General features: G+C 46.0%; 17 protein-coding genes. 5 read left to right on the forward strand and 12 right to left on the reverse strand.

Translation table 11 applies throughout. The features are described from left to right. Window positions 1-103: 103 nt before the first annotated feature. Together FME95_RS11115 and FME95_RS11120 are read right to left on the reverse strand one after the other, a co-directional pair. Window positions 104-1,780, reverse strand: a complete 1,677-nt coding sequence (locus tag FME95_RS11115; RefSeq protein ID WP_147714557.1) for a peptide ABC transporter substrate-binding protein — start codon at window positions 1,778-1,780, stop codon at window positions 104-106. Window positions 1,781-2,238: 458 nt separating this feature from the next. Beyond that, window positions 2,239-2,652: a PilZ domain-containing protein gene (locus FME95_RS11120; RefSeq protein WP_147714558.1), complete on the reverse strand. Its 414-nt coding sequence runs from the start codon at window positions 2,650-2,652 to the stop codon at window positions 2,239-2,241. A 139-nt stretch (window positions 2,653-2,791) separates the two neighbouring features. On the opposite strand from FME95_RS11120, the gene msrA reads away from it, so the two are divergent. Both msrA and FME95_RS11130 read left to right on the forward strand, forming a co-directional pair. Continuing rightward, window positions 2,792-3,406 (forward strand): peptide-methionine (S)-S-oxide reductase MsrA, encoded by a 615-nt coding sequence (gene msrA, locus FME95_RS11125; RefSeq protein WP_147714559.1) that lies wholly within the window; start codon window positions 2,792-2,794, stop codon window positions 3,404-3,406. Continuing rightward, the gene (locus FME95_RS11130) at window positions 3,394-3,684 is read left to right on the forward strand and encodes a hypothetical protein (RefSeq protein WP_147714560.1); all 291 of its coding nucleotides are present in this window, start codon (window positions 3,394-3,396) and stop codon (window positions 3,682-3,684) included. Before msrA ends, FME95_RS11130 begins: the two co-directional genes overlap by 13 nt. A 130-nt stretch (window positions 3,685-3,814) precedes the next feature. Here the strand turns inward: FME95_RS11130 and FME95_RS11135 are convergent, their stop codons facing one another. The 5 genes from FME95_RS11135 to crp all read right to left on the reverse strand — a co-directional run bounded on the left by FME95_RS11135 (window position 3,815) and on the right by crp (window position 9,686). Continuing rightward, the gene (locus FME95_RS11135) at window positions 3,815-4,969 is read right to left on the reverse strand and encodes a carbohydrate porin (RefSeq protein WP_147714561.1); all 1,155 of its coding nucleotides are present in this window, start codon (window positions 4,967-4,969) and stop codon (window positions 3,815-3,817) included. 270 nt (window positions 4,970-5,239) lie between these two features. Next, window positions 5,240-6,037, reverse strand: a complete 798-nt coding sequence (gene pyrF, locus FME95_RS11140; RefSeq protein ID WP_147714562.1) for an orotidine-5'-phosphate decarboxylase — start codon at window positions 6,035-6,037, stop codon at window positions 5,240-5,242. A gap of 30 nt (window positions 6,038-6,067) precedes the next feature. Continuing rightward, the gene (gene argA / locus FME95_RS11145) at window positions 6,068-7,324 is read right to left on the reverse strand and encodes an amino-acid N-acetyltransferase (protein ID WP_147714563.1); all 1,257 of its coding nucleotides are present in this window, start codon (window positions 7,322-7,324) and stop codon (window positions 6,068-6,070) included. Window positions 7,325-7,470: 146 nt separating this feature from the next. Then, on the reverse strand, window positions 7,471-8,862 hold the full coding sequence (gene hemN / locus FME95_RS11150; protein WP_147714564.1) for an oxygen-independent coproporphyrinogen III oxidase: 1,392 nt from the start codon (window positions 8,860-8,862) through the stop codon (window positions 7,471-7,473). A gap of 173 nt (window positions 8,863-9,035) precedes the next feature. Then, the gene (gene crp / locus FME95_RS11155) at window positions 9,036-9,686 is read right to left on the reverse strand and encodes a cAMP-activated global transcriptional regulator CRP (protein WP_147714565.1); all 651 of its coding nucleotides are present in this window, start codon (window positions 9,684-9,686) and stop codon (window positions 9,036-9,038) included. A 314-nt stretch (window positions 9,687-10,000) separates the two neighbouring features. Here crp and FME95_RS11160 point away from each other — a divergent pair, with 314 nt between their 5' ends. The 3 genes from FME95_RS11160 (at window position 10,001) to tfpB (ending at window position 13,836) form a co-directional block, all read left to right on the forward strand. Continuing rightward, window positions 10,001-10,426 carry an OsmC family protein gene (locus tag FME95_RS11160; RefSeq protein WP_147714566.1) on the forward strand — a complete coding sequence of 142 codons (426 nt, stop codon included), beginning with the start codon at window positions 10,001-10,003 and terminating at the stop codon, window positions 10,424-10,426. A gap of 177 nt (window positions 10,427-10,603) precedes the next feature. Then, on the forward strand, window positions 10,604-12,082 hold the full coding sequence (locus FME95_RS11165; protein ID WP_147714567.1) for a CYTH domain-containing protein: 1,479 nt from the start codon (window positions 10,604-10,606) through the stop codon (window positions 12,080-12,082). Beyond that, window positions 12,079-13,836 carry a type IV pilus assembly ATPase TfpB gene (gene tfpB, locus FME95_RS11170; protein WP_147714568.1) on the forward strand — a complete coding sequence of 586 codons (1,758 nt, stop codon included), beginning with the start codon at window positions 12,079-12,081 and terminating at the stop codon, window positions 13,834-13,836. The genes FME95_RS11165 and tfpB overlap by 4 nt, the downstream gene beginning before the upstream one ends. Before the next feature lie 144 nt (window positions 13,837-13,980). Here tfpB and purD read toward each other — a convergent pair whose 3' ends face one another. From purD to FME95_RS11195, 5 genes are all read right to left on the reverse strand, one after another. After that, complete coding sequence (gene purD, locus FME95_RS11175; protein ID WP_147714569.1) at window positions 13,981-15,261, reverse strand: phosphoribosylamine--glycine ligase; 1,281 nt, start codon at window positions 15,259-15,261, stop codon at window positions 13,981-13,983. Between the two features lie 47 nt (window positions 15,262-15,308). Beyond that, window positions 15,309-16,904 carry a bifunctional phosphoribosylaminoimidazolecarboxamide formyltransferase/IMP cyclohydrolase gene (purH, locus tag FME95_RS11180; RefSeq protein WP_147714570.1) on the reverse strand — a complete coding sequence of 532 codons (1,596 nt, stop codon included), beginning with the start codon at window positions 16,902-16,904 and terminating at the stop codon, window positions 15,309-15,311. Between the two features lie 93 nt (window positions 16,905-16,997). Next, window positions 16,998-17,297 carry a DNA-binding transcriptional regulator Fis gene (gene fis / locus FME95_RS11185; RefSeq protein WP_147714571.1) on the reverse strand — a complete coding sequence of 100 codons (300 nt, stop codon included), beginning with the start codon at window positions 17,295-17,297 and terminating at the stop codon, window positions 16,998-17,000. Further along, on the reverse strand, window positions 17,294-18,283 hold the full coding sequence (dusB, locus tag FME95_RS11190; protein ID WP_222709976.1) for a tRNA dihydrouridine synthase DusB: 990 nt from the start codon (window positions 18,281-18,283) through the stop codon (window positions 17,294-17,296). Before dusB ends, fis begins: the two co-directional genes overlap by 4 nt. 188 nt (window positions 18,284-18,471) lie before the next feature. Next, window positions 18,472-19,683: a DUF3426 domain-containing protein gene (locus tag FME95_RS11195; RefSeq protein WP_147714573.1), complete on the reverse strand. Its 1,212-nt coding sequence runs from the start codon at window positions 19,681-19,683 to the stop codon at window positions 18,472-18,474. Window positions 19,684-19,817 lie beyond the last annotated feature (134 nt).

Genomic DNA, 19,817 nt, shown 5'->3' on the forward strand with positions numbered 1-19,817 from the left:
ATTTATTTGAATATAGCGTTGCTTTTTTTGCATTAATCCTGGCTTGGATCAATGGTCGAAAGAAGAAACCGCCGCAGGGCGGCGGTTTCTGAGTTAGCTGAGATTATTCAGCAACTTTGTACAGGTTACGAGCGTACCAGTTCTGCTCGACGTTGTTCACTGGCCAGCCTTTAACATTGCTGTGTAGCATGATGTTTCCAGCATAGTGGTATACAGGAATAACAGGCATTTCTTCAGCAAGAATCTGCTCAATCGCTGTGTAGTTAGCGCTTGGATCAGCCATAGTTTTCGCTTCGTCCATTAGACGATCAACTTCAGCGTTGCTGTATTTACCGTCGTTATAGCCAGAAGTTGTACGTAGTAGGTCTAAGAATGTAGACGCTTCATTGTAGTCACCACACCAAGCACCACGAGCCATTTCAAAGTTCTGGTTGCCGCGCTCAGTTAAGAAGGTTTTCCATTCCATGTTGTTCATGGTGGCTTCTACACCAAGTTTCGCCTTCCACATTTGTGACATGGCTGTAGCGATTTGCTTATGACCTTCTGAAGTGTTGTATAGCATATCGAACTGCAATGGATTCTCAGCACTGTAGCCAGCTTCAGCTAATAAGGCTTTTGCAGCTTCATCACGCTCAGCTTGAGTCATAGAAGCAAATTCTACGCTTGGTACTTCGAAGTTTGCAGTCGCACCCGGAGTAAAGGTGTAAGCCTGTGGTTGGCCACCTTGAAGGATTTGCTCAGTGATTACTTTGCGGTCTAGTGCATAAGCAAGAGCTTTACGAACACGAACGTCTTTGAACGCTTCTGGGCCGCTTTCGCTTAGGTTGAAGGTGTAGTAATAGTTACATAGACGAGGGTAAGCAATAGCTTCACCAGGGAACTCTTCTTGTAACGCAGTGAATTGACCCGTTGGTACACTGCTCATTAGGTCAAACTCACCCGCTTTCCAGCGAATCAAGCCTTGGTTTTCGTCTGGCACTACAATAGCAACGATTTTTTCAATGATAGTGTTTTCGTTGTCCCAGTACATCGGGTTGCGGACAAGCTCAGCACGTTCGTTTACAACGTGGTCACTAAGAGTGTATGCACCGTTTGAAATCATGTTGCCAGGTTTTGTCCACTCGCTGCCGAACTTCTCAATAGTTGCTTTGTGTGCAGGGAAGGTCGTTGTGTGTACAACCATCATTGGGAAGTAAGGTAGAGAATCGGTTAGTTCAACCTTCAAGGTGTGCTCGTCGATCGCTTCAACACCTAAAGATTCAATAGGTGCTTCGCCATTGATAATTTCAGCGCCATTTACGATTGACATGATTTCCATGTACCAAGCGTAAGGAGAAGCTGTTTCTGGGTTAACAGCACGTTGCCAAGCGTAAACGAAATCACCTGCTGTTACAGGATCACCGTTGCTCCACTTAGCGTCTTCACGAAGATAGAAAGTATAGGTTTTTTTGTCTTCAGAGGCTTCATAACGTTCTGCAACACCCGGTACTAGGTTGCCGTCTGCATCTTGGTTTAATAGACCTTCAAATAGGTTACGTACATGCTCAGAACCAGACACGTCTTCAACGATTTGCGGGTCAAATGAACTGTGCTCGTCTAACGCCCAATAAGTAAATGTCTGATCGGCAGCTAGTGCTTCACCAGTGATAGGGTGAACGGCACCAGAGGCAGCTGCATCGGTTGCTGCGCTTTCGCTAGTAGCGTCATCGTTTGAGCAGCCTGCAAGGAAAATAGCAGAACCCACTAGGGTTGCAGCAAGCGTTTTTTTGAATGGTGTCATGAAGAATGATCCTCTTAGTTTGTAATAGGGCCTCTTTTAAAGGCCTTCGTTATCTCGACGTTTCGGTAGAAACGCAGTGGTATAGGTTTTCGGTTTTTTTGTGAGGTTGAACAAAGGTAGCTGTTCAACGGTCTCTAAAACGGGGTTCCAACTAACAAGAATTACGCCAAAGATTTAAAAAAACTAAAATATATACCCTGGTTTCTTATACATAACCGTCTGCAGCCCAGAGGCTGCGCCCTATTTAGCAAGGGGCTAACTAGGGTTAAGGCGGTAGACGTTGCCACGACTGTTCAATAAATTCAACAGAGTTTTGCGTTTTTTGATCGACTAGTGATCTAAATTGGTGCGGTGATCGGTTCTAGGGCGCTCAGCCCCTCGTAAATGCTGAGGCTTCTTAGGGTGCTTAGATTGTAAATTTGCGATCAATGGGATGAGGCATTGATGCTTAAGTCGCGCTAGTCCGCTAGCAACTGATCTTCTAATAGCTGGTGCAATTCACGCTGTAGACTGGCGTTGTCACTGAGGTTAAGTTCTATAAGTCGGCGTAAGTGGCCTGCAGTATCAATGTCCATCTGGCTGATTTGCATGCCGTAGGTTAATGCTGTTACGTTCGGCTGGGCCGGTAGACGGTGTAAAATATCGACTGAAAAATTCAAGCTAAACTCAGCTTGTTCCGGCACGATAGTCAATTCGCCAGACCTACCGATTAGGTTATCAGGGCTGTTTTCGATTTTGGCTAGTACGCCATTAAACGAGATGTCTTGTAAAACGCCCTGATAAACACCATTACTGCTACCTGATAGCGATAAGGATAGGTACGACGGAAAGACAATTCTTTGGAATTTTCTTCTGTTTTTAGGGTCAGTCATTTGAGTCTCTAACGAGTTATAAAGTTATTGTTATTAACGTTTATTAAGTTGGGCGTTCTTTTAAAAGTAGAGCGCTATATAAAATATAGAAGGCGATATTTGTCCGTGCAAACCAATACAGCAAGAGGTTTAAGCCACTGTGTTAAACGAATATGAGTTAGATCAAGAAGCCATCGTTGGGCGTGAGCAAGCGATTCAACTGGATACTGAACATGCGGTGTTAAAGACCGATATGACCGAGTTACCAAAGGGCCATAGTCGTATTTGGTTAGGGTTAGGCTGTTTTTGGGGCGCAGAGCGATTGTTTTGGCAATTGCCTGGTGTTTACAGTACTGCGGTTGGCTACGCTGGCGGCGTCACACAAAATCCAAGCTATGAAGAAGTCTGTTCTGGAGCAACGGGTCATGCTGAAGTTGTTCAGGTGATCTTTGATCCTAGCCAAATTTCATTGACGGCGTTATTGGCGCAGTTTTGTCAGGCGCACGATCCGACTCAAGGTTTGCGTCAAGGTAATGATATTGGCGCTCAATATCGCTCCGCCATTTATGGTGACGCGCAGCAGCTGGCAGAAGCAGAAAAAGTATTGGCTGATTATCAGTCTAAGTTAACCGCAGATGGTTTTGGTAAGATCACGACTGAGCTTAAGCTTGCTTCTACGTTTTATTATGCCGAGCAATACCATCAGCAATATTTGCATAAAAATCCTAACGGTTACTGTGGTTTAAAAGGTACGGGGGTGGTATGTCCAATTTGACCGCAGATTTAAATCTTGAAGCGACACAATGGTCGACACAAACGGTTTCAGCTTTAAAACAATATGAACAGAGCTGTGCAGACGATCAGTTGTTTTATATCGGTTATTTGATTCCATTGGTGGAGCGGCTTGAATTAGAGGATGAGTCTCTTCAGGCGACAGTCGAGCAGTGGCATACAAACTATCGGGGTTATGTCGAGCAATGCATGGCAGAAGACAATATGTCAGCTTCGGATCGTCAGGGTGTATTGCAAGTATTTACCGAGGTATTAGGTTAGAGGCAGTTTTCCAGAAAGAGCCACTTCAACCTTAAAAAAGTGGCTCGAGGAAAATGGTGATTATCTAGGGTTATAACGTATTCCTGTGTTATCTAATGACGTGTTCTAACCTACTATCAGTGCTTTCGATTTACCACCAGGCCTCAAACATTGCACCCACTGTTAGGATGTCTGATTCTGTGCTTGTAGATTCGTTATCCTCATTGCCTACTGTGGTGTAGAAGCGCAACATTGGGCGAGCACCCGCGCCTTTACCGATCGCAAGGTTCTGCGATGCAGTAAACTTCCAAGCAGTGTTCGTAGAGTCAATTTCGGTATAGTCAACCATGGTGTAACCGGCTTCTAACCAAGTGGAATGGACGTCATCCCAGGCAATCATAGGACGAACAATACCGCTGTAGTTAACACGAGTATTGGAATCGTCGTTATCATCGTTTCGATTGTGGTAAGCCAGTAGGTAATCAACGGAAATGTTATCATTGACGTTTACGCCACTCTCAAAGCTTGCATAGATGTTAGTGGTTTCATCTTTTAAACCGGTATTCCAAGAATAAAGCACGGTGTCATCGGAATTAGCCGAATAACGCAGTGTTACCTTACCTAATGCAGTATTGATTTGTGAGCCAATTTGGTAGGCGTCGATAGTATCCGTTGTGATCACTTCATCATTTTGGAAGCCGTAGTTGAAATATAAATCAATACTGGCTGGGCCTGCGGCGATGCCGGCTAATTTTGAAGTGACAGCATAGTAACCTGAATCAGCTAAACCATCAGCTTGACCAACAAACGAAAGATCTAGCTGAGCAAAGCCTAAATCCATATTTTGGAAGCCAGCACCCTGACCATCATGTGTCATCCAAGCATAGTCATTTAAGCCCTGCTGTGGACGTTGGTTAAAGTTTCTGCCTGCCCAAACGTACATGTCGGGCTGGCTTTCGAATAGGTTTTTACCTCCAGCGTAAAACTTTTTATTGTTGAACGTGGAGCCACCCCAGTTTTCGGCCATGATTACGATATCCCATTGGCTACCGTTTTCACCTTCAAAGGCCTTATTGAATTGGATTTCACCGCCAGGACCTTCGTTACCGAGTCGACCCATTGTGCTGCTTCCGTTATAGGCACCTTCTGGTGATACTGCCGTTTCGTCGGCGGTTTGATAAGCCATGCCTAAACGGCCATAGCCAGTGAAGTTAAAATCATCATCGGCAAGCACCGCACTGGAGGCAACAACCGAACTGATACTTAAGACGAGCGCAGAGAGAGGCAATCTTTTTATTGTTTTCATAATGATTCCTGTAATGTTTCGCTTTGGTTTATTTTTATTGTTCAAAGACGACGGCAGTACGGCAAACGGCTATATAATTAGCTCGTCATATTGAACTGCTGAGCAATAGTGTAGCGCTGGAATTTTTTTTCGCAATGAAAACTGACGAGAAAGTTGACTTTTTCTGATGTATTTATTGACACAAAATTTTCTGATTAGTGTTCGATATTTTTTTATTGATGGCAATCAATAGTCAGCGTAAATAGAGTGCTATTTACGCTGGGAAAATGGTTAGATGTTTTGATTAATGGCCAGCTGCAACTGTTCAGTTTCACGACGTGCAGCATCAGCAAAATCTTTTTCTTTTGACGCGTAAATAATACCACGCGAAGAATTTATCATAACGCCATCGCCATCACTAAAGCGGCCGTTAATGAGCGTACTTTTTAAATCGCCGCCTTGTGCGCCAATGCCAGGAATTAGGAATGGTAACTTAGGTGCCGCACTTCGAATGTGCTTCATTTCTTGTGGCGCTGTTGCGCCAACAACTAAGCTGATGTTGTTGTTGCTGTTCCAATCTTGCTGGGCTTTACGAGCAACGTGAATGTAAAGTGGTTCACCTTCGATAGATTGATTTTGGAACTCACTCGCCGACGGGTTTGAAGTTCGGCAGAGTACGATAACGCCTTTGTCTTTAAATTCACTGAACGGCAGCACAGTGTCTGAACCCATATAAGGGTTTACGGTAACAGCATCAGCGGCATACTGTTCGAACGCTTCTTTGGCGTACATTGTTGCAGTGGAACCGATGTCGCCACGCTTTGAATCTAAAATAACCGGCACACTTGGGTAATGCTTTTTAATGTAGTGAATGGTTTCTTTTAGTTTGTGCTCTTTGCCTAGTGCCGCATAGTGTGCAAACTGGGGTTTGTAACAGCAGGCTAAATCTGCAGTGGCATCAATGATTGCTTTATTGAATTCAAACAGATCAGTGATGCCGTTTGGTAGATATTCAGGAAATGGATCAAGACCAATACAGACGTGTTTTTGTTGACGCCATTGATCTCGAATTGCTTCATTAAAATTCACTGTTATCAGTCTCCGTAATATAGGGTGCAGTTAGCTCAGCGTTTTTAGATAAACTTTTGAATTACGCTGAACGTTATACAATGCAATTCGATCTTGAGGCAGTTGTTGTACTGCTACCGATTTAAAGCCTCGCTCAACAAACCAATGTTCAGTTTGAGTTGTTAATGCATAAAGCTCGCGAATGCCACTTTGCTTGGCTTGTTTTTCAACCTCGTTTAGTAGAGCGTCACCACGGCCATTTTTTTGGTAATCCGGATGTACCGCAACACAGGCCAACTCAGCTTGATGCTTCGACAAAGAATGTACCGCAGCGCAACCGATAATCATGCCGTCGCGCTCATTGACAACAAAAGAGTTGATCTCAGCTTCAATTTTTTCTGGGTTTCGCTTCACTAAAATTTGTTTTTCTTCCAGCGGTTTTAACAGCGCAATAATACCTTGGATGTCATTTAGATTGGCGCGGCGAAAGGTATCGTATTGATCTCTTGGAATAAGCATGCCGACACCATCGCGAGTAAACAGTTCAACCAGTAACGAGCCGTCGATGCTGCCATTAAGTACATGGCAGCGAGCAATACCAGCTCGGCTGACTTCACATGCAACCTGTAATTCTAAACTGCCTAATTTATTTGCTGGCTGTTGAGCAATAAGCTTTTCCAGTTGTGCCGCGTTCATTTCTTTTTGGCCTTGGCTAATTGGCATAGGGTCATTGCCCATAATCACCACTTTATCGGCCAGTGTTTTCATGGCCAGTTCAACCACGAGTTGTTCTGGAGGCAAATAGAGGATGTCGCCCGTGATGGAATAGCCGAGTGGGGGAATCAAGACTAGGTGTTGTTTATCTAGCTGTTCTTTAATGGCGTTAGCATCGACACGCCTAACGCGGCCTTGTGCCTGTAAATCTTTGCCTTCAAATACGCCTGCCGGGCGAGCCATAACAAAGTTGCCGCTAATGATTTTCATTTTTGAGCCATGCATCGGCGAATTTGCAATGCCTTGGCTAAATAGCGCTTCGAGTTGATATCGACGACGCCCAATAGCCTCGGTCAACTGATTGAGTCGAGCTGGGTCTATCATGTCTTTGGGCGTGAGCTCGGTGTCGAAGCAGTCGACATCAAACAGAACGATTAGCTTTAAGCCAAGACTGTTTAGCAATGCCAAATCGCTGACTAAAGCTTCTAGGCGTTCGTCAGTCAGCGCATGGTCCCGAATCCAAACAACGGAAGTTTTGCCTCGGTAAGCGTGAATATAGGGGGCACTGTTTCGAAAATGACTGACAAAATCCATGGCCGAAGGACATCTCCACTGAGCGGTTGAAAGAACAGCAGTTTAACGGCAATTTTAACAATCAGCCAGCGCTATAATGGCTCGCTTACTGTGTCGAGCGAGGATGTTCAGCCTGTAACAGCAGGCGCTAGTTAGCAACGAATGACTTACATGACTTTTGAAAAGTGTTGGCTCATTTTTGCATCGTAGTAAGCATCCAACGACAGCAGAATGGGTCTGAGCAATAGGCGACCTAAAGGCTCTACGATGATGGATGAGCCATCGATACGCACCAATTGATCTTGCTCCAGTGCAACAAACTTCTGCCATGCGTTGGCAAAATAGTGCTGAGCGTCGATCTGAAAGCGTTCAGACAACTCGTGCAAACAAAGCCGCCCTTGGCAGGCGAGTTGTAAAATTGCCCATTGACGAATTTTATCGTCACGGCTTAAAAATAAACCGCGCTTAACCGCTAACTGCATATTGTTTAGCATGGCTTCGTAAGTGTCTAGTTGATGATGATTTTGCAAATAAGCGCCGTCGATTTGGCTAATGCCAGATACACCAAGCGCCAGCATGTCGATTTCAGCCTGGGTTGAATAGCCCTGAAAATTACGTTGTAAGGTACCCTGCGCGAGAGCTTTGCTAAGATCATCGTCGGGCTTGGCGAAGTGGTCCATGCCTATGTAGATATATCCGGCTTGCTGCAAACGCTCAATGCTGTCCTGCATGATGCGTAGCTTCTCGTCAGCATCGGGTAGGTCTGAGGCATTGATTCGCCGCTGTGGTTTAAACCGTTCTGGTAAGTGTGCGTAGTTATAAAGACTGATGCGATCAGGTTGCAGCGCTAAGGTTTTTTGCCAAGTACTTAAAAAACTCTCGCTGCTTTGATGTGGCAAGCCACAAATCATATCGACACTAATGGAGTCAAAGTTTAATTCTCGGACATCGTTGAATTTTTGTTCAACCAGTTCAAACGGCTGTACTCGATTAATCGCTACCTGAGTGCGATGATCAAAGTCTTGAATACCAAAGCTGACCCGATTAAAGCCGCGCTTTTTTAATAGCACGAGCATCTCTTTGCTGGTTTCTCGAGGATCTAACTCGATGGAAAATTCACCTTGGTGAATACTTGGCTGCCAATCAAAATAAATGCTGATCATGTCCAGCAGGCGATTCATTTGAGACAACGACAAAAAGGTTGGCGTGCCTCCGCCTAAGTGCAGTTGGCTTATTGGTCGGTGACCAAAGTTGCGCGCATGCAACACCATCTCACGTTCTAACATATCGATATAGTGATCAGGTCGTTGGCGATCTTTGCTGGCGATTTTATTACAACCACAGTAGAAGCAAAGATGTTCACAAAAGGGGATGTGAATATAAAGAGACAGAGGTCCCTGTTTATTACGCTGCTGATCTAAATGGTTTTGTACTTCAATGTTTTGTAATGGCGAAAATTGAAGCGCCGTCGGATAAGACGTATAACGAGGAGCATTGATGTCGTATTTGCGAATGAGAGCGTCATTCCAAGGAACATACCAGTCGGTCGCGTGAGTCATAGGTTGCACTCATAAAAAATTTGGCTGGAAGGTAACGGAATCGAGGCGATTGAGTGATGACTTGAATCAACAGACTGAAAAAGGAAAAAACAGTCTGAAGCGCATTGATGTTGTCGATTTTAGACAACACCAATGCTTGTATATCTAAGTATGGCGGGGCTTTCGAGGCGGTGTTAATTACTCAGTTGAAAAAATTCACGCGAGCCGTATACGACCATAGTCTTACCTGCAACGGAGATTAAACCCTGTTCTTCTAGGTTCTTTAAGACTCGGCCAACCATTTCACGAGAGCAGCCAACAATACGACCAATCTCTTGTCGAGTGATTTTAATTTGCATGCCATCTGGGTGTGTCATCGCGTCAGGCTGTTTGCATAGATCTAATAAAGTGCGAGCTACGCGGCCGGTCACATCTAAAAATGCTAAGTCGCCAACTTTGCGCGTGGTGTTGCGTAATCGAGACGCCATTTGTTCACCAATAAAGTAGAGCATCTTGGTGTCATTCTGGGTGATTTCGCGAAACTTAGAATAGGAAATTTCAGCCACTTCACATTCGGTTCTTGTTTTAACCCAAGCCGAACGAGAATTAATGGAATCAAACAAACCGATTTCACCGAAGAAGTCACCAGGATTTAAGTAGGCCATAATCATTTCCCGGCCTTCATCTTCTTCGATAATAACTGACACAGTACCTTTGGTTATGTAGTAGAGCGAATCACTTTGATCGCCAGCATAAATTAGCGTTGTTTTTGCAGGGTACCGTCTACGGTGGCATTGAGATAAAAAATAATCGAGGTGCTTATGTTCTATTGAGTGGTTAACCATTATTTACTAATTCCGATAGTGCAGTTAAATCGCCAATAAGAAGAATATTACTTGCTATAGGCAACGCTAATTGTCGTATTACTTAACTTATCTTGCGCATACTGTAGCGAATTGGGGCTACAGCTTGTCGTTTAGGGTACAAACTAAACGGTTTTACACACATTTAAAATGAATATAACTCCATTTTAGTCGCTTTTGTTCGATTCTGTTGAGCTTTTAACATTAATTGTTAAAAAATTGCTGTCCACTTTGGTGTTGCATTCCGTTAAAGTAATATCGGTTAATAGAATCAATACATTAGAGGTATATGCAAGGTGAAGGCAACAATAGAATGGCACAGTGACAAGGCGTTTAGTTACCAATCCAATAGTGGCTTTAAAGGTTTTGTTGATGGCGCAGCAAAGGATTCGGCCGATGCTAAGGGGCCAAGCCCAATGGAATTGATATTAGTTGGCTTAGGAGGCTGTACCTCTTACGACGTGGTCAGCATTTTACAAAAAGCCCGCCAGCAGGTGGTTGATTGTAAAACTCAACTGCAAGCAGAGCGTGCCGATACTGTTCCCGCTGTCTTTACCAAAATCCATATTCATTTTATCGTTACTGGTAAAGCTTTGAAAGAGGCGCAAGTTGCGCGTGCGGTGGCGCTTTCAGCAGAAAAATATTGCAGCGCTTCACTGATGCTTGAACGAGGCGGTGTGGAAATTACCCACAGCCATGAAATTATTGAATCTAATGATTAACTCTTTTGCTTAACGCTAAGTAAGTTAGCATGAACATTAGTTGTATTTTGTCATTAATTAAGCGATAAACTAGATTAAGTGAGTCTAAGCTGAGGTACTATCGATCATGGTCGATATTATCAAGAATAACGATTCGTTTTGAAAATGAACACTCAGGCTGCAGGTATAAAATAGGCTATGTCCCAAGAAATCGAATTAAAACTGTCACTTGCCAAAGAGTCCGTGGATGTTTTTTTATCCTTGGATTGCTTAGCTTCTTTGCAGGCGGAGACGTTTTATCTAGAAAATACCTATTACGATACCCAAGACTTTGCGCTTTCTGAAGCCTCTGCGGCGTTACGTACTCGCAAAATGGCCGATGGTCGTTATGTTCAAACCTTAAAGTCACGTGGCACCAATGTCAGTGGCTTGCATCAGCGCCATGAGTGGGAAATGCCCATTCCAACCAATCAGCTTGATCTATCTTTGTTTCCAGAATCTGCACTGCCAAGTGATCTCGATACTCAAAATCTAAAACCTATTTTTACCACCCACTTTACTCGTCGGTGCTGGAATGTTCAGCAAGGCAATAGCCTGATTGAGTTGGTTTTAGACTCGGGCATGGTCGAAGCAGCAGAACAGCAAGAACCTATTTTGGAGTTAGAACTGGAATTGAAATCTGGTGTTGTGACGGATCTATTTTGTTTAGCGTTGCAAATTAGCCATGAGGTTCCAGTTATGCCGTCGGATGTTAGTAAGGCAGAACGCGGTTTCCGGTTATCGGGCCGAGCCTTTGGTGGAACGCCAGAATTACCAAGTATTCGCAGTGACCTGACAATCGGAACGGCTTTTGAGCAACTATTTAATTTTGAATTGCAGAAGCTTCATCAGCAATGGCATCTGTTTTGGCAAACGCAACAATGGCGTTATTTGCAGGCTTATTTGGTGAGCTTGGGTAACCTGTCGACGGAGCTTGACTGGTTTAAACAGATGATACCGACCAGCCATGTTCAATTTGTCGCCTCACAGCTGGACTGGATAGAGCAGCAGATCCGCCCGATTTTATCGTGGTGGCCAGCGTGCTTTGCATTATCTCAAGATGTAGAACGAGACTCTCAAGATGCGGCCTTTATACTGCAGCGTGAAAGTGCCCAAAAAGCCATGGCAGCGTTGGATGCGTTGGTTAATAACCCAGAGCTAGGTTTCCGACTATTGTCGCTAGCGGCTTGGTTGCATAAAGCCGATTGGCAGCAGGATCAAACCGATGAGCATCGTCAATTGAGCGATCAGTCGATTCGACAGGGTGTGAATGCTTGCTTTAAGCGTGCGTTGTTAGAGTTAGATACCGATAATTTTGCAGGTAATGCCAGCTATGCGCTGTCTCAGATCAGCGCGGTACATAAGCTGTTAATTCTTTGCCAATATTTTGATCGGCTTTATGGTGATGAATTGAGTGATCTAAAAGAGCACTTGCGAGCTCTGGAAGAAAACTTAGCTCAACTTTCTGCCATGGGAGCAATATCTCAATTAACGGATTGGGTGCATCGCTTACCAATGGAAAAACAAGCCAGCGTTCACAGTTGGGCGCGTTCACAAACCGTTATTTTACGTGAGATTAAACAGTTGGCAGCAACTCTAGCAAAACCCCAGCTGGTCCATTACGGGGAACTTGCTTGAGTTTCCTTTCTGGGAAACTGACTACAGAAACGTTACTGGCTGAGCTGGTTAAAGAAGGTCGCCTGACCGCTCGGCAAATGCACCAAGCCAGTCTTATTAGTTCCGGCGGCCATCCCATATCTGAGCTTGCAAAGCTCGCATTAGAAGATCAAAAAACACCTCATCAAAAGCTGACCAGTCTTCGGCTCAGCCAATGGCTGGCTGATCGACTTGCGCTACCCTTTATTCATATTGACCCATTAGAATTAAATGTCGATGTCTTAACACGTACCCTGTCATTTGAGTTTGCTGAACGTTACGGCTTGCTACCTTTGCAACTCACTGAGCAAAATATTCAAATTGCAGTGAGCGACCCATTAGTCAGTGGTTGGGAGCCTGCGGTTGAACAAGCCACTCAGCGTGCGGTAGTAAAGGTGATTGCTGTACCGGAAGAGATCGAGCGTTTTCGGGCTGAGTTTTATAGCATTACTCATTCTGTCGACAGCGCCAACTATCGCAACAATGCTGGCACTCATTCTGGCAACGGTGAGCTATCGGCCAATAATTTTGAACAGTTGGTGGAGCTCGGTCGTGGTGATACCAACGACGAACATATCGTTAAAATAGTCGACTGGCTTTTACAATATGCATTTGAGCAACGAGCCAGCGATATTCATATTGAGCCTCGGCGCGATAGTGCTCAAATTCGTTTTCGTATTGATGGTTTATTACATCCGGTTTACCAGTTACCTGTGCAGGTTGGGCAGGCAGTGGTGAGCCGAGTAAAAATCATTGGTCGAATGAATATAGCGGAAAAGCGCAAGCCGTTAGATGGCCGGGTTAAAACCAAAACATTGGATGGACAAGAGATTGAATTACGCCTGTCGACTTTACCCACGGCCTTTGGCGAAAAGTTAGTCATGCGCATCTTTGACCCCGAGGTGTTAGTAAAGTCTTTTAATGCACTTGGTTTAAGCGATGAGCATCTGAGTAACTGGCACCAGATGACACGCCAGCCTAGTGGCATTGTATTGCTAACCGGGCCAACCGGTTCGGGCAAGACTACGACGCTGTATTCGACGCTCAAGTCATTGGCAACACCGCAAATCAATGTTTGTACTGTAGAAGATCCAATTGAAATGGTGGAACCAGCGTTTAACCAAATGCAGGTGCAGTCGAGTATTGAGTTGAATTTTTCAGAAGGGATTCGCGCGCTGCTTAGGCAAGATCCGGACATTATTATGATTGGTGAAATTCGTGATCTTGAAACAGCGCAAATGGCGACTCAAGCGGCATTGACCGGTCACTTGGTATTGTCGACAGTGCATACCACGGATGCGCCGTCGGCGGTTATTCGCTTGCTCGATTTAGGTGTGCCAAGCTATTTGATTAAGTCGACACTGCAAGGTGTCATGGCTCAACGTTTAGTTCGCTTGCTATGCCCGCATTGTAAAATGGAAGCAGAAGTTAACGAGGTAGTTTGGCAGCAGTTGGTTCGGCCATGGAGCGCTAAAGTACCGGCTAAAATTTACCAACCAAACGGTTGCCCAGAATGCAAAAACACTGGTTACTTAGGGCGAACAGGCGTGTACGAAAGCCTGCTCATCGACGATGCGTTAGCGGAACAAATTTACGACAAGGCAGACCCGAAAACCTTGCGCAAAAAAGCCATTCAAGCAGGTATGCAAAGTCTACGATTATCTGGAGCGAAAAAGGTTGCTGCAGGGCTGACAACCATCGAAGAAATTCTTAGAGTGACACCCGATGTGCGCTAAAAAACAATAATCTATTTCAGCATTGTTCAATGATCAGCCAAGCTCACAGTGAGCGTTATTAAGGCGCAAAAACAGCATTAAGATATAAAAACAGCGCCAAGAGGCGCTGTTTTTATTTGTGCGAGCGATGCTAACTCTAACAGCCTAACGGTTAATCGCTTTATGGCCGATATCGGTGCGGTAATACATATTTTCCCACTGGATTTCTGCCGCTGCAGCGTAAGTCGCTTGCTGTGCTTGGGCAACGGTATCTCCCAGTGCAGTAACACAAAGTACTCGGCCGCCGTTGGTGACTAATGTGTTTTCATCATCGAATTGAGTTCCCGCTTGAAACACCTTTGCGCCTTTGGCTTCTGCGTTATCGATGCCGTTAATAACATCGCCAGTGCGGTATTCAAAAGGATAGCCGCCTGCGGCCAATACAACACCGATTGCGGCTTGTTCTGTCCAGTTTGCCGACTGGCTTGCCAGCTCGCCATTAACTGCGGCTAAGCACAGTTCGGCCAAGCTCGATTGCAATCGCATCATAATCGGCTGGGTTTCTGGGTCGCCAAAACGGCAATTGTATTCCAGTACGAACGGTGTGTTGTCTTCACCAACCATGATGCCGGCATATAAAAAGCCACGATAGCGATTACCTTCACTCTGCATGCCTTTTACCGTTGGATAAATCACTTCATCCATAATGCGTTGGTAGATTTCGTCGGTGACTACTGGTGCGGGTGAGTAGGCTCCCATGCCGCCAGTATTTGGCCCGTTGTCGCCGTTATCCCGCGCTTTGTGATCTTGCGAGGTCGCCAATGGCAATACCTGATCGCCATCGACCATGACAATAAAGCTGGCTTCTTCACCGGTTAGGAATTGTTCAACAACGACACGCGAGCCTGCGTCTCCAAAGCGATTACCAGATAGCATGTCTTTGACCGCAGCAATGGCTTCGTCGTTTGTTTGCGCCAAGATCACGCCTTTACCAGCCGCCAAACCATCGGCTTTAACGACGATAGGTGCGCCCTTTTCTTCGATATAGGCAATGGCTTCATTCTCATCGGTAAAGACACCGTAGAATGCGGTTGGAATCTTGTGGCGCGCAAGAAAGTCTTTAGTGAAGGCTTTTGAACCCTCTAATTGAGCTGCCGCTTTTGATGGACCAAAAATGGCCAGCCCTTGTGTTTCAAAGTAATCAACAATACCTGCAACCAGTGGCGCTTCAGGGCCAACAATAGTCAGCTGTATGTCATTCTCTTTGGCAAATTGTGCCAGTGCAGGGAAATCTAGGGCATCGATATCAACATTGGTGACACCGGCTTCAGACTGAGTACCAGCATTGCCCGGTGCAACAAAAACCTGTTTGACGTTAGTTTCGTTTGCCACTTTCCACGCCAAGGCATGTTCGCGACCACCGTTACCGACTATTAATACATTCATGCATTTTCTCCGTTAAATTCTTTGCTTCGGCCGAGTGAGCAAGTTGCTTAGTGGCGGAAGTGGCGCATGCCGGTAAAGACCATAGCGATGCCGTGTTCGTTAGCGGCAGCAATGACTTCGTCGTCGCGCATACTGCCACCTGGTTGAATCACCGCGCTTACGCCCATCTCGGCAGCCTGATCTAAGCTGTCGCGGAACGGTAAGAACGCCTCTGAAGCCATGGCAGAACCGGCAATTTCAATGCCCTGATCTTTGGCTTTAATGTTGGCGATGATGGCGCTGTAAACACGGCTCATTTGGCCTGCACCAATACCCGTACTTAAACCGTCTTTGGCATAAACGATGGCGTTAGATTTAACAAACTTCGCCACGTTCCAAGCAAACAATAAATCTTTGATCTGTTGCTCGCTGGGTTGGACTTGGCTAACCACTTTTAGATCTGCCGCGTTAATGCTGCCTAAGTCACGATCCTGTACTAGCAAGCCGCCGTTCACTTTTTTGAAGTCCAGTGCTGGTTTGGCTTGTTGCCATTGGCCGCAAGCCAATAGTCGGATGTTAGGTTTTTGTGCGACACAGGCGGCTGCTTCGGCGGAAACCGAAGGTGCGATAATCACTTCAACAAACTGATTGCCGATAATCGCTTCGGCGGCTGCTTTGTCGAGTTCGCGGTTAAACGCAATGATGCCGCCAAATGCCGAGGTCGTATCTACCGAATAGGCGCGTTGATAGGCTTCTTTTAAGGTCGCTGCCGTTGCTACACCACATGGGTTGGCGTGTTTGACGATGACACAGGCTGGTTCGTCAAAGCATTTAACACACTCTAGCGCGGCGTCAGTATCGGCAATGTTGTTGTAGCTCAGCGCTTTACCTTGCAGCGTGGTAATGGTGGAGATACCGGCTTCTTTTTCGCCTGGTTCAACATAAAAGGCGGCACGTTGATGCGGGTTTTCGCCATAACGCATAATGTCTTTTAATAAGAATTGGCTGTTAAAGGTGGTCGGAAAATCTGTGCGCTCAGGCGTGCTTTCTGCTGCTGTATCGCTTGGTACGGTGCCTAAATAGTTAGCAATCATGCCGTCGTATTGGGCGGTATGTTCAAAGGCGGCACGCGCTAACTCGAAACGGGTACTGGCTTGAATACCCTGATGCTGATCGAGTTCTTCGATTAGCTGTGAGTATTTGCTGCTGTCGACCACAATGGCGACGTCTTTGTGGTTTTTCGCTGCTGAGCGAACCATGGTTGGGCCGCCGATATCGATATTTTCGATGGCATTGGCCAACGAGCAGTTCTCGTCTGCAATGGTTGCTGCAAATGGGTATAGGTTCACCACGACCATGTCGATAGCGTCAATCTGATGCTGTTGCATCACATCATCATCAATACCACGGCGGCCTAAAATGCCACCATGAATTTTAGGGTGTAAGGTTTTAACACGACCATCCATCATTTCTGGAAACTCAGTGATCGATGACACTTCGGTCACAGCGATAGCGTTTTCTTGCAGCAGTTTAAAGGTGCCGCCGGTGGAAATAATGTCGATGCCTCGATCAGTGAGGGCTTTCGCAAACTCAACAATACCTGATTTATCGGAAACACTGATGAGCGCCCGTTTGGGCTGAAGAAGAGAGCCGCTTTGAGTCATAAGATCCTCGGTTTAGAATGATAAGTTGAATGTTTGGTCAAAAATGAATGTCTTAGAAATGACAAAGGCGACCGAAGTCGCCTTTTATAATGCTTATAGTAAGCCGTATTGCTTGAGTTTTTTACGCAGAGTTCCGCGGTTCAAGCCCAGTACTTTACTGGCCTTGGTTTGGTTGTCGCGGCAGTAGCGCATAACGGCTTCTAGCATGGGTGCTTCAACTTCGTTCAGCACCATCTGATGAACATTGGTAATCTCTTGGCCGTCTAGGTGAGAGAAGTAGTTTCTCATCGCGATTTCAACACTGTCGCGTAGAGTCTGGGGATTTTCGGCCGCTGCATTTACATTCAGGGTGTCAGTTGTTTCTGTGTTGGGAGCATAGGCTTCAAATTTCATGCGGCGCATTCCTTAAGTATTTCAAAGTTTTCAAAAATTGCTTCTATCGCTGATAGCTGATCGATACCGGTTTTCAGCGAATTGAACTGCTGGTAATGGTGTTTGCGAATTCCCTGGCTGTTTAAGTACCAGCCAAGATGCTTACGCGCAATCCGCACACCCATATAATCACCATAAAACTGATGTAGTTCAGATATATGGTGAGTAATCGTTTTAAAGACGTCATCTTTCGATGGCGCGGCAACCCGTATACCGGTTGCTAAAAATTCGTTAATGGCCGCGAATATCCACGGCTGCCCCTGAGCTGCACGGCCGATCATGATGCCATCGGCTTGGGTGTAAGCCAGCACTTCGGCGGCTTTATCTGGGCTGTCGATATCGCCGTTGGCTAGTACTGGAATCGACACCGACTGTTTCACGGCGGCAATGGTGTCGTACTCAGCTTCGCCGTTATATTTATCAGCCTTGGTTCGACCGTGTACCGACAACAGCGCAATACCAGCTTGCTCGGCGAGGCGAGCGATGGTGACCGCATTTTTGTTGTCGCGATCCCAACCCGTGCGTATTTTCAGCGTCACTGGCACGCTGACCGCGCTGGTCACTGCGGTTAATATTTCAGCGACCAGTTTTTCATCTTTCATCAAAGCCGAACCGGCAGCCTTGTTACAGACTTTTTTGGCCGGGCAGCCCATATTGATATCAATAATTTGTGCGCCTAGCTGTACATTACTAACGGCGGCGTGAGCCAGTGTTTCTGGGTCGCCGCCTGCAATCTGTACACTAATCGGCTCAGCTTCACCTTGGTGGTTCATGCGCCAGCGTGACTTATTGGTTTTCCACAGTCTGGTATCGCTGGTCACCATCTCTGAGACAACGAGCCCGGCACCGAACGAACGACATAGATTACGAAACGGTTGATCTGTAACGCCAGCCATCGGCGCGAGAACAGTCGGTTTTTCGATGGTGTAAGGGCCAATGGTAAACACGTGAATAGGTTAAAAATTGCTCAGTTCAAGGGCGCGAAATAATAGCCGCAATCCTTGCGTTTTTAAAGGCTGCTGAGTAGAAATAAAACCAAATAATTGGCTTGATGATCCGAGTCAGGGGTGTTAGTGGTTGCGCCAATCTTGGTGACGGCCTTGCTGGAAAATCGTTGCATAAGTTACCTGACAAATTAGGGCTCAGAGGTGACTGTTGACTCTTTTGCTGGCGCTAGCAGCAATTGATAGTTAATTGCACTAGGGTCAGGTCGTTTAATGGCGAGTACTGCGTAAATTCGAGTGTTGACAGGCATCAGTTCGACACCGGTCATTTCGCCTCTGAGATAGTCGCTTGGTTGAAAGGCTTGATCCGCAATCAGTTTGCCGTTCAGGTCCGTGTATTGTAAGACCAAGGCAGGGAATTTTTGCTTAAAGGTTGCGCGATTGGTGAGGACAACGTCGACAATGAGGATGTCGGACAGCGCAGGGTCTTTTGCTTCGCGTACTTGAATCGATGTTCGAATGCTAAGTAAGTCTGATTGTGTTGGCAGCTGGCAACCTAAACGATCACAAACCGCACTGTAAATGCCTCGCCATTGATCCATTTTGGCGTAGGTGTCGCGCTTATACCAAGCCCATTGGCCAATGGCTAAACAAAGCAGAAGTACAATCGCAAGCCAGCCTAATGGTCGTAGCCGGTGCATGCGTGCCTCAAACGGGAAGTCATGTTCAATGCTTTGGCTTGCCTGTGTTACTACCTGTGAAGCATTCGGTTTTGGGCGCTTTTTATGTCGTATTCGACGCTGTTTTTTGGTTTCTTTTGCAGCTTCGACAAACTCTTGGCTGGGTAGATGATCTTTAAACAGTTCGAAGTCGAGCGGTGGGTCTGACTCTATATCGAGTTCGGTTGGTGTTAGTGCGTTCTCTTGAGTCATCGACGGTTGCGAGCGTGCGGATGAATCCTCAGATGCATCGTCGGCGATTGTCGATAATTTTTCGGCGGGCTCAGCAGCGGCAGATTCGCTGTCAACGCCCTGTGTATCGAGATTATTGCTGACTTCAGTATCAATATCTTCGACGATTTCAACTTCAGTCTCGGCCGACTCAGCTTCTGCGCGCTCTTTTTTTTGTGTTTCTGGTTTTGGTGTCGGTACTGACATAACCGCAGCTTGTGCCGATTGCTTTTCGTGCACTTCGGTATCGGCCAATGACGTTGACTGTGGTGATGCCGGCTGGGTGTTGGATTTATTTATGGCAATCGAACGGCTGGATAAATTGGTTTGGGCGTTAAAAACCTGCAAGCAGGCGCCGCATCGCACGGATCCATTTGCCATGGCAAGCTGGTCTGTTCTGACTCGAAAAAAAGTAGAGCAGTTAGGGCATTTGGTAATGAACGAGTCAGCCATGGCTGATGAAATTCCTTCGCGGTTTACTGAACGTCTTTTTCAGTGGTGAAAATAACGTCGCAGGCTTATCGATAATAGATGTAGTGGCGCAAAATTTTAAGAAAGCTATGTGGCGAAAGCAACGCCACCCGTTG

The sequence above is a fragment of the Reinekea thalattae genome (assembly GCF_008041945.1).
GTDB classification, from domain to species: domain Bacteria; phylum Pseudomonadota; class Gammaproteobacteria; order Pseudomonadales; family Natronospirillaceae; genus Reinekea; species Reinekea thalattae.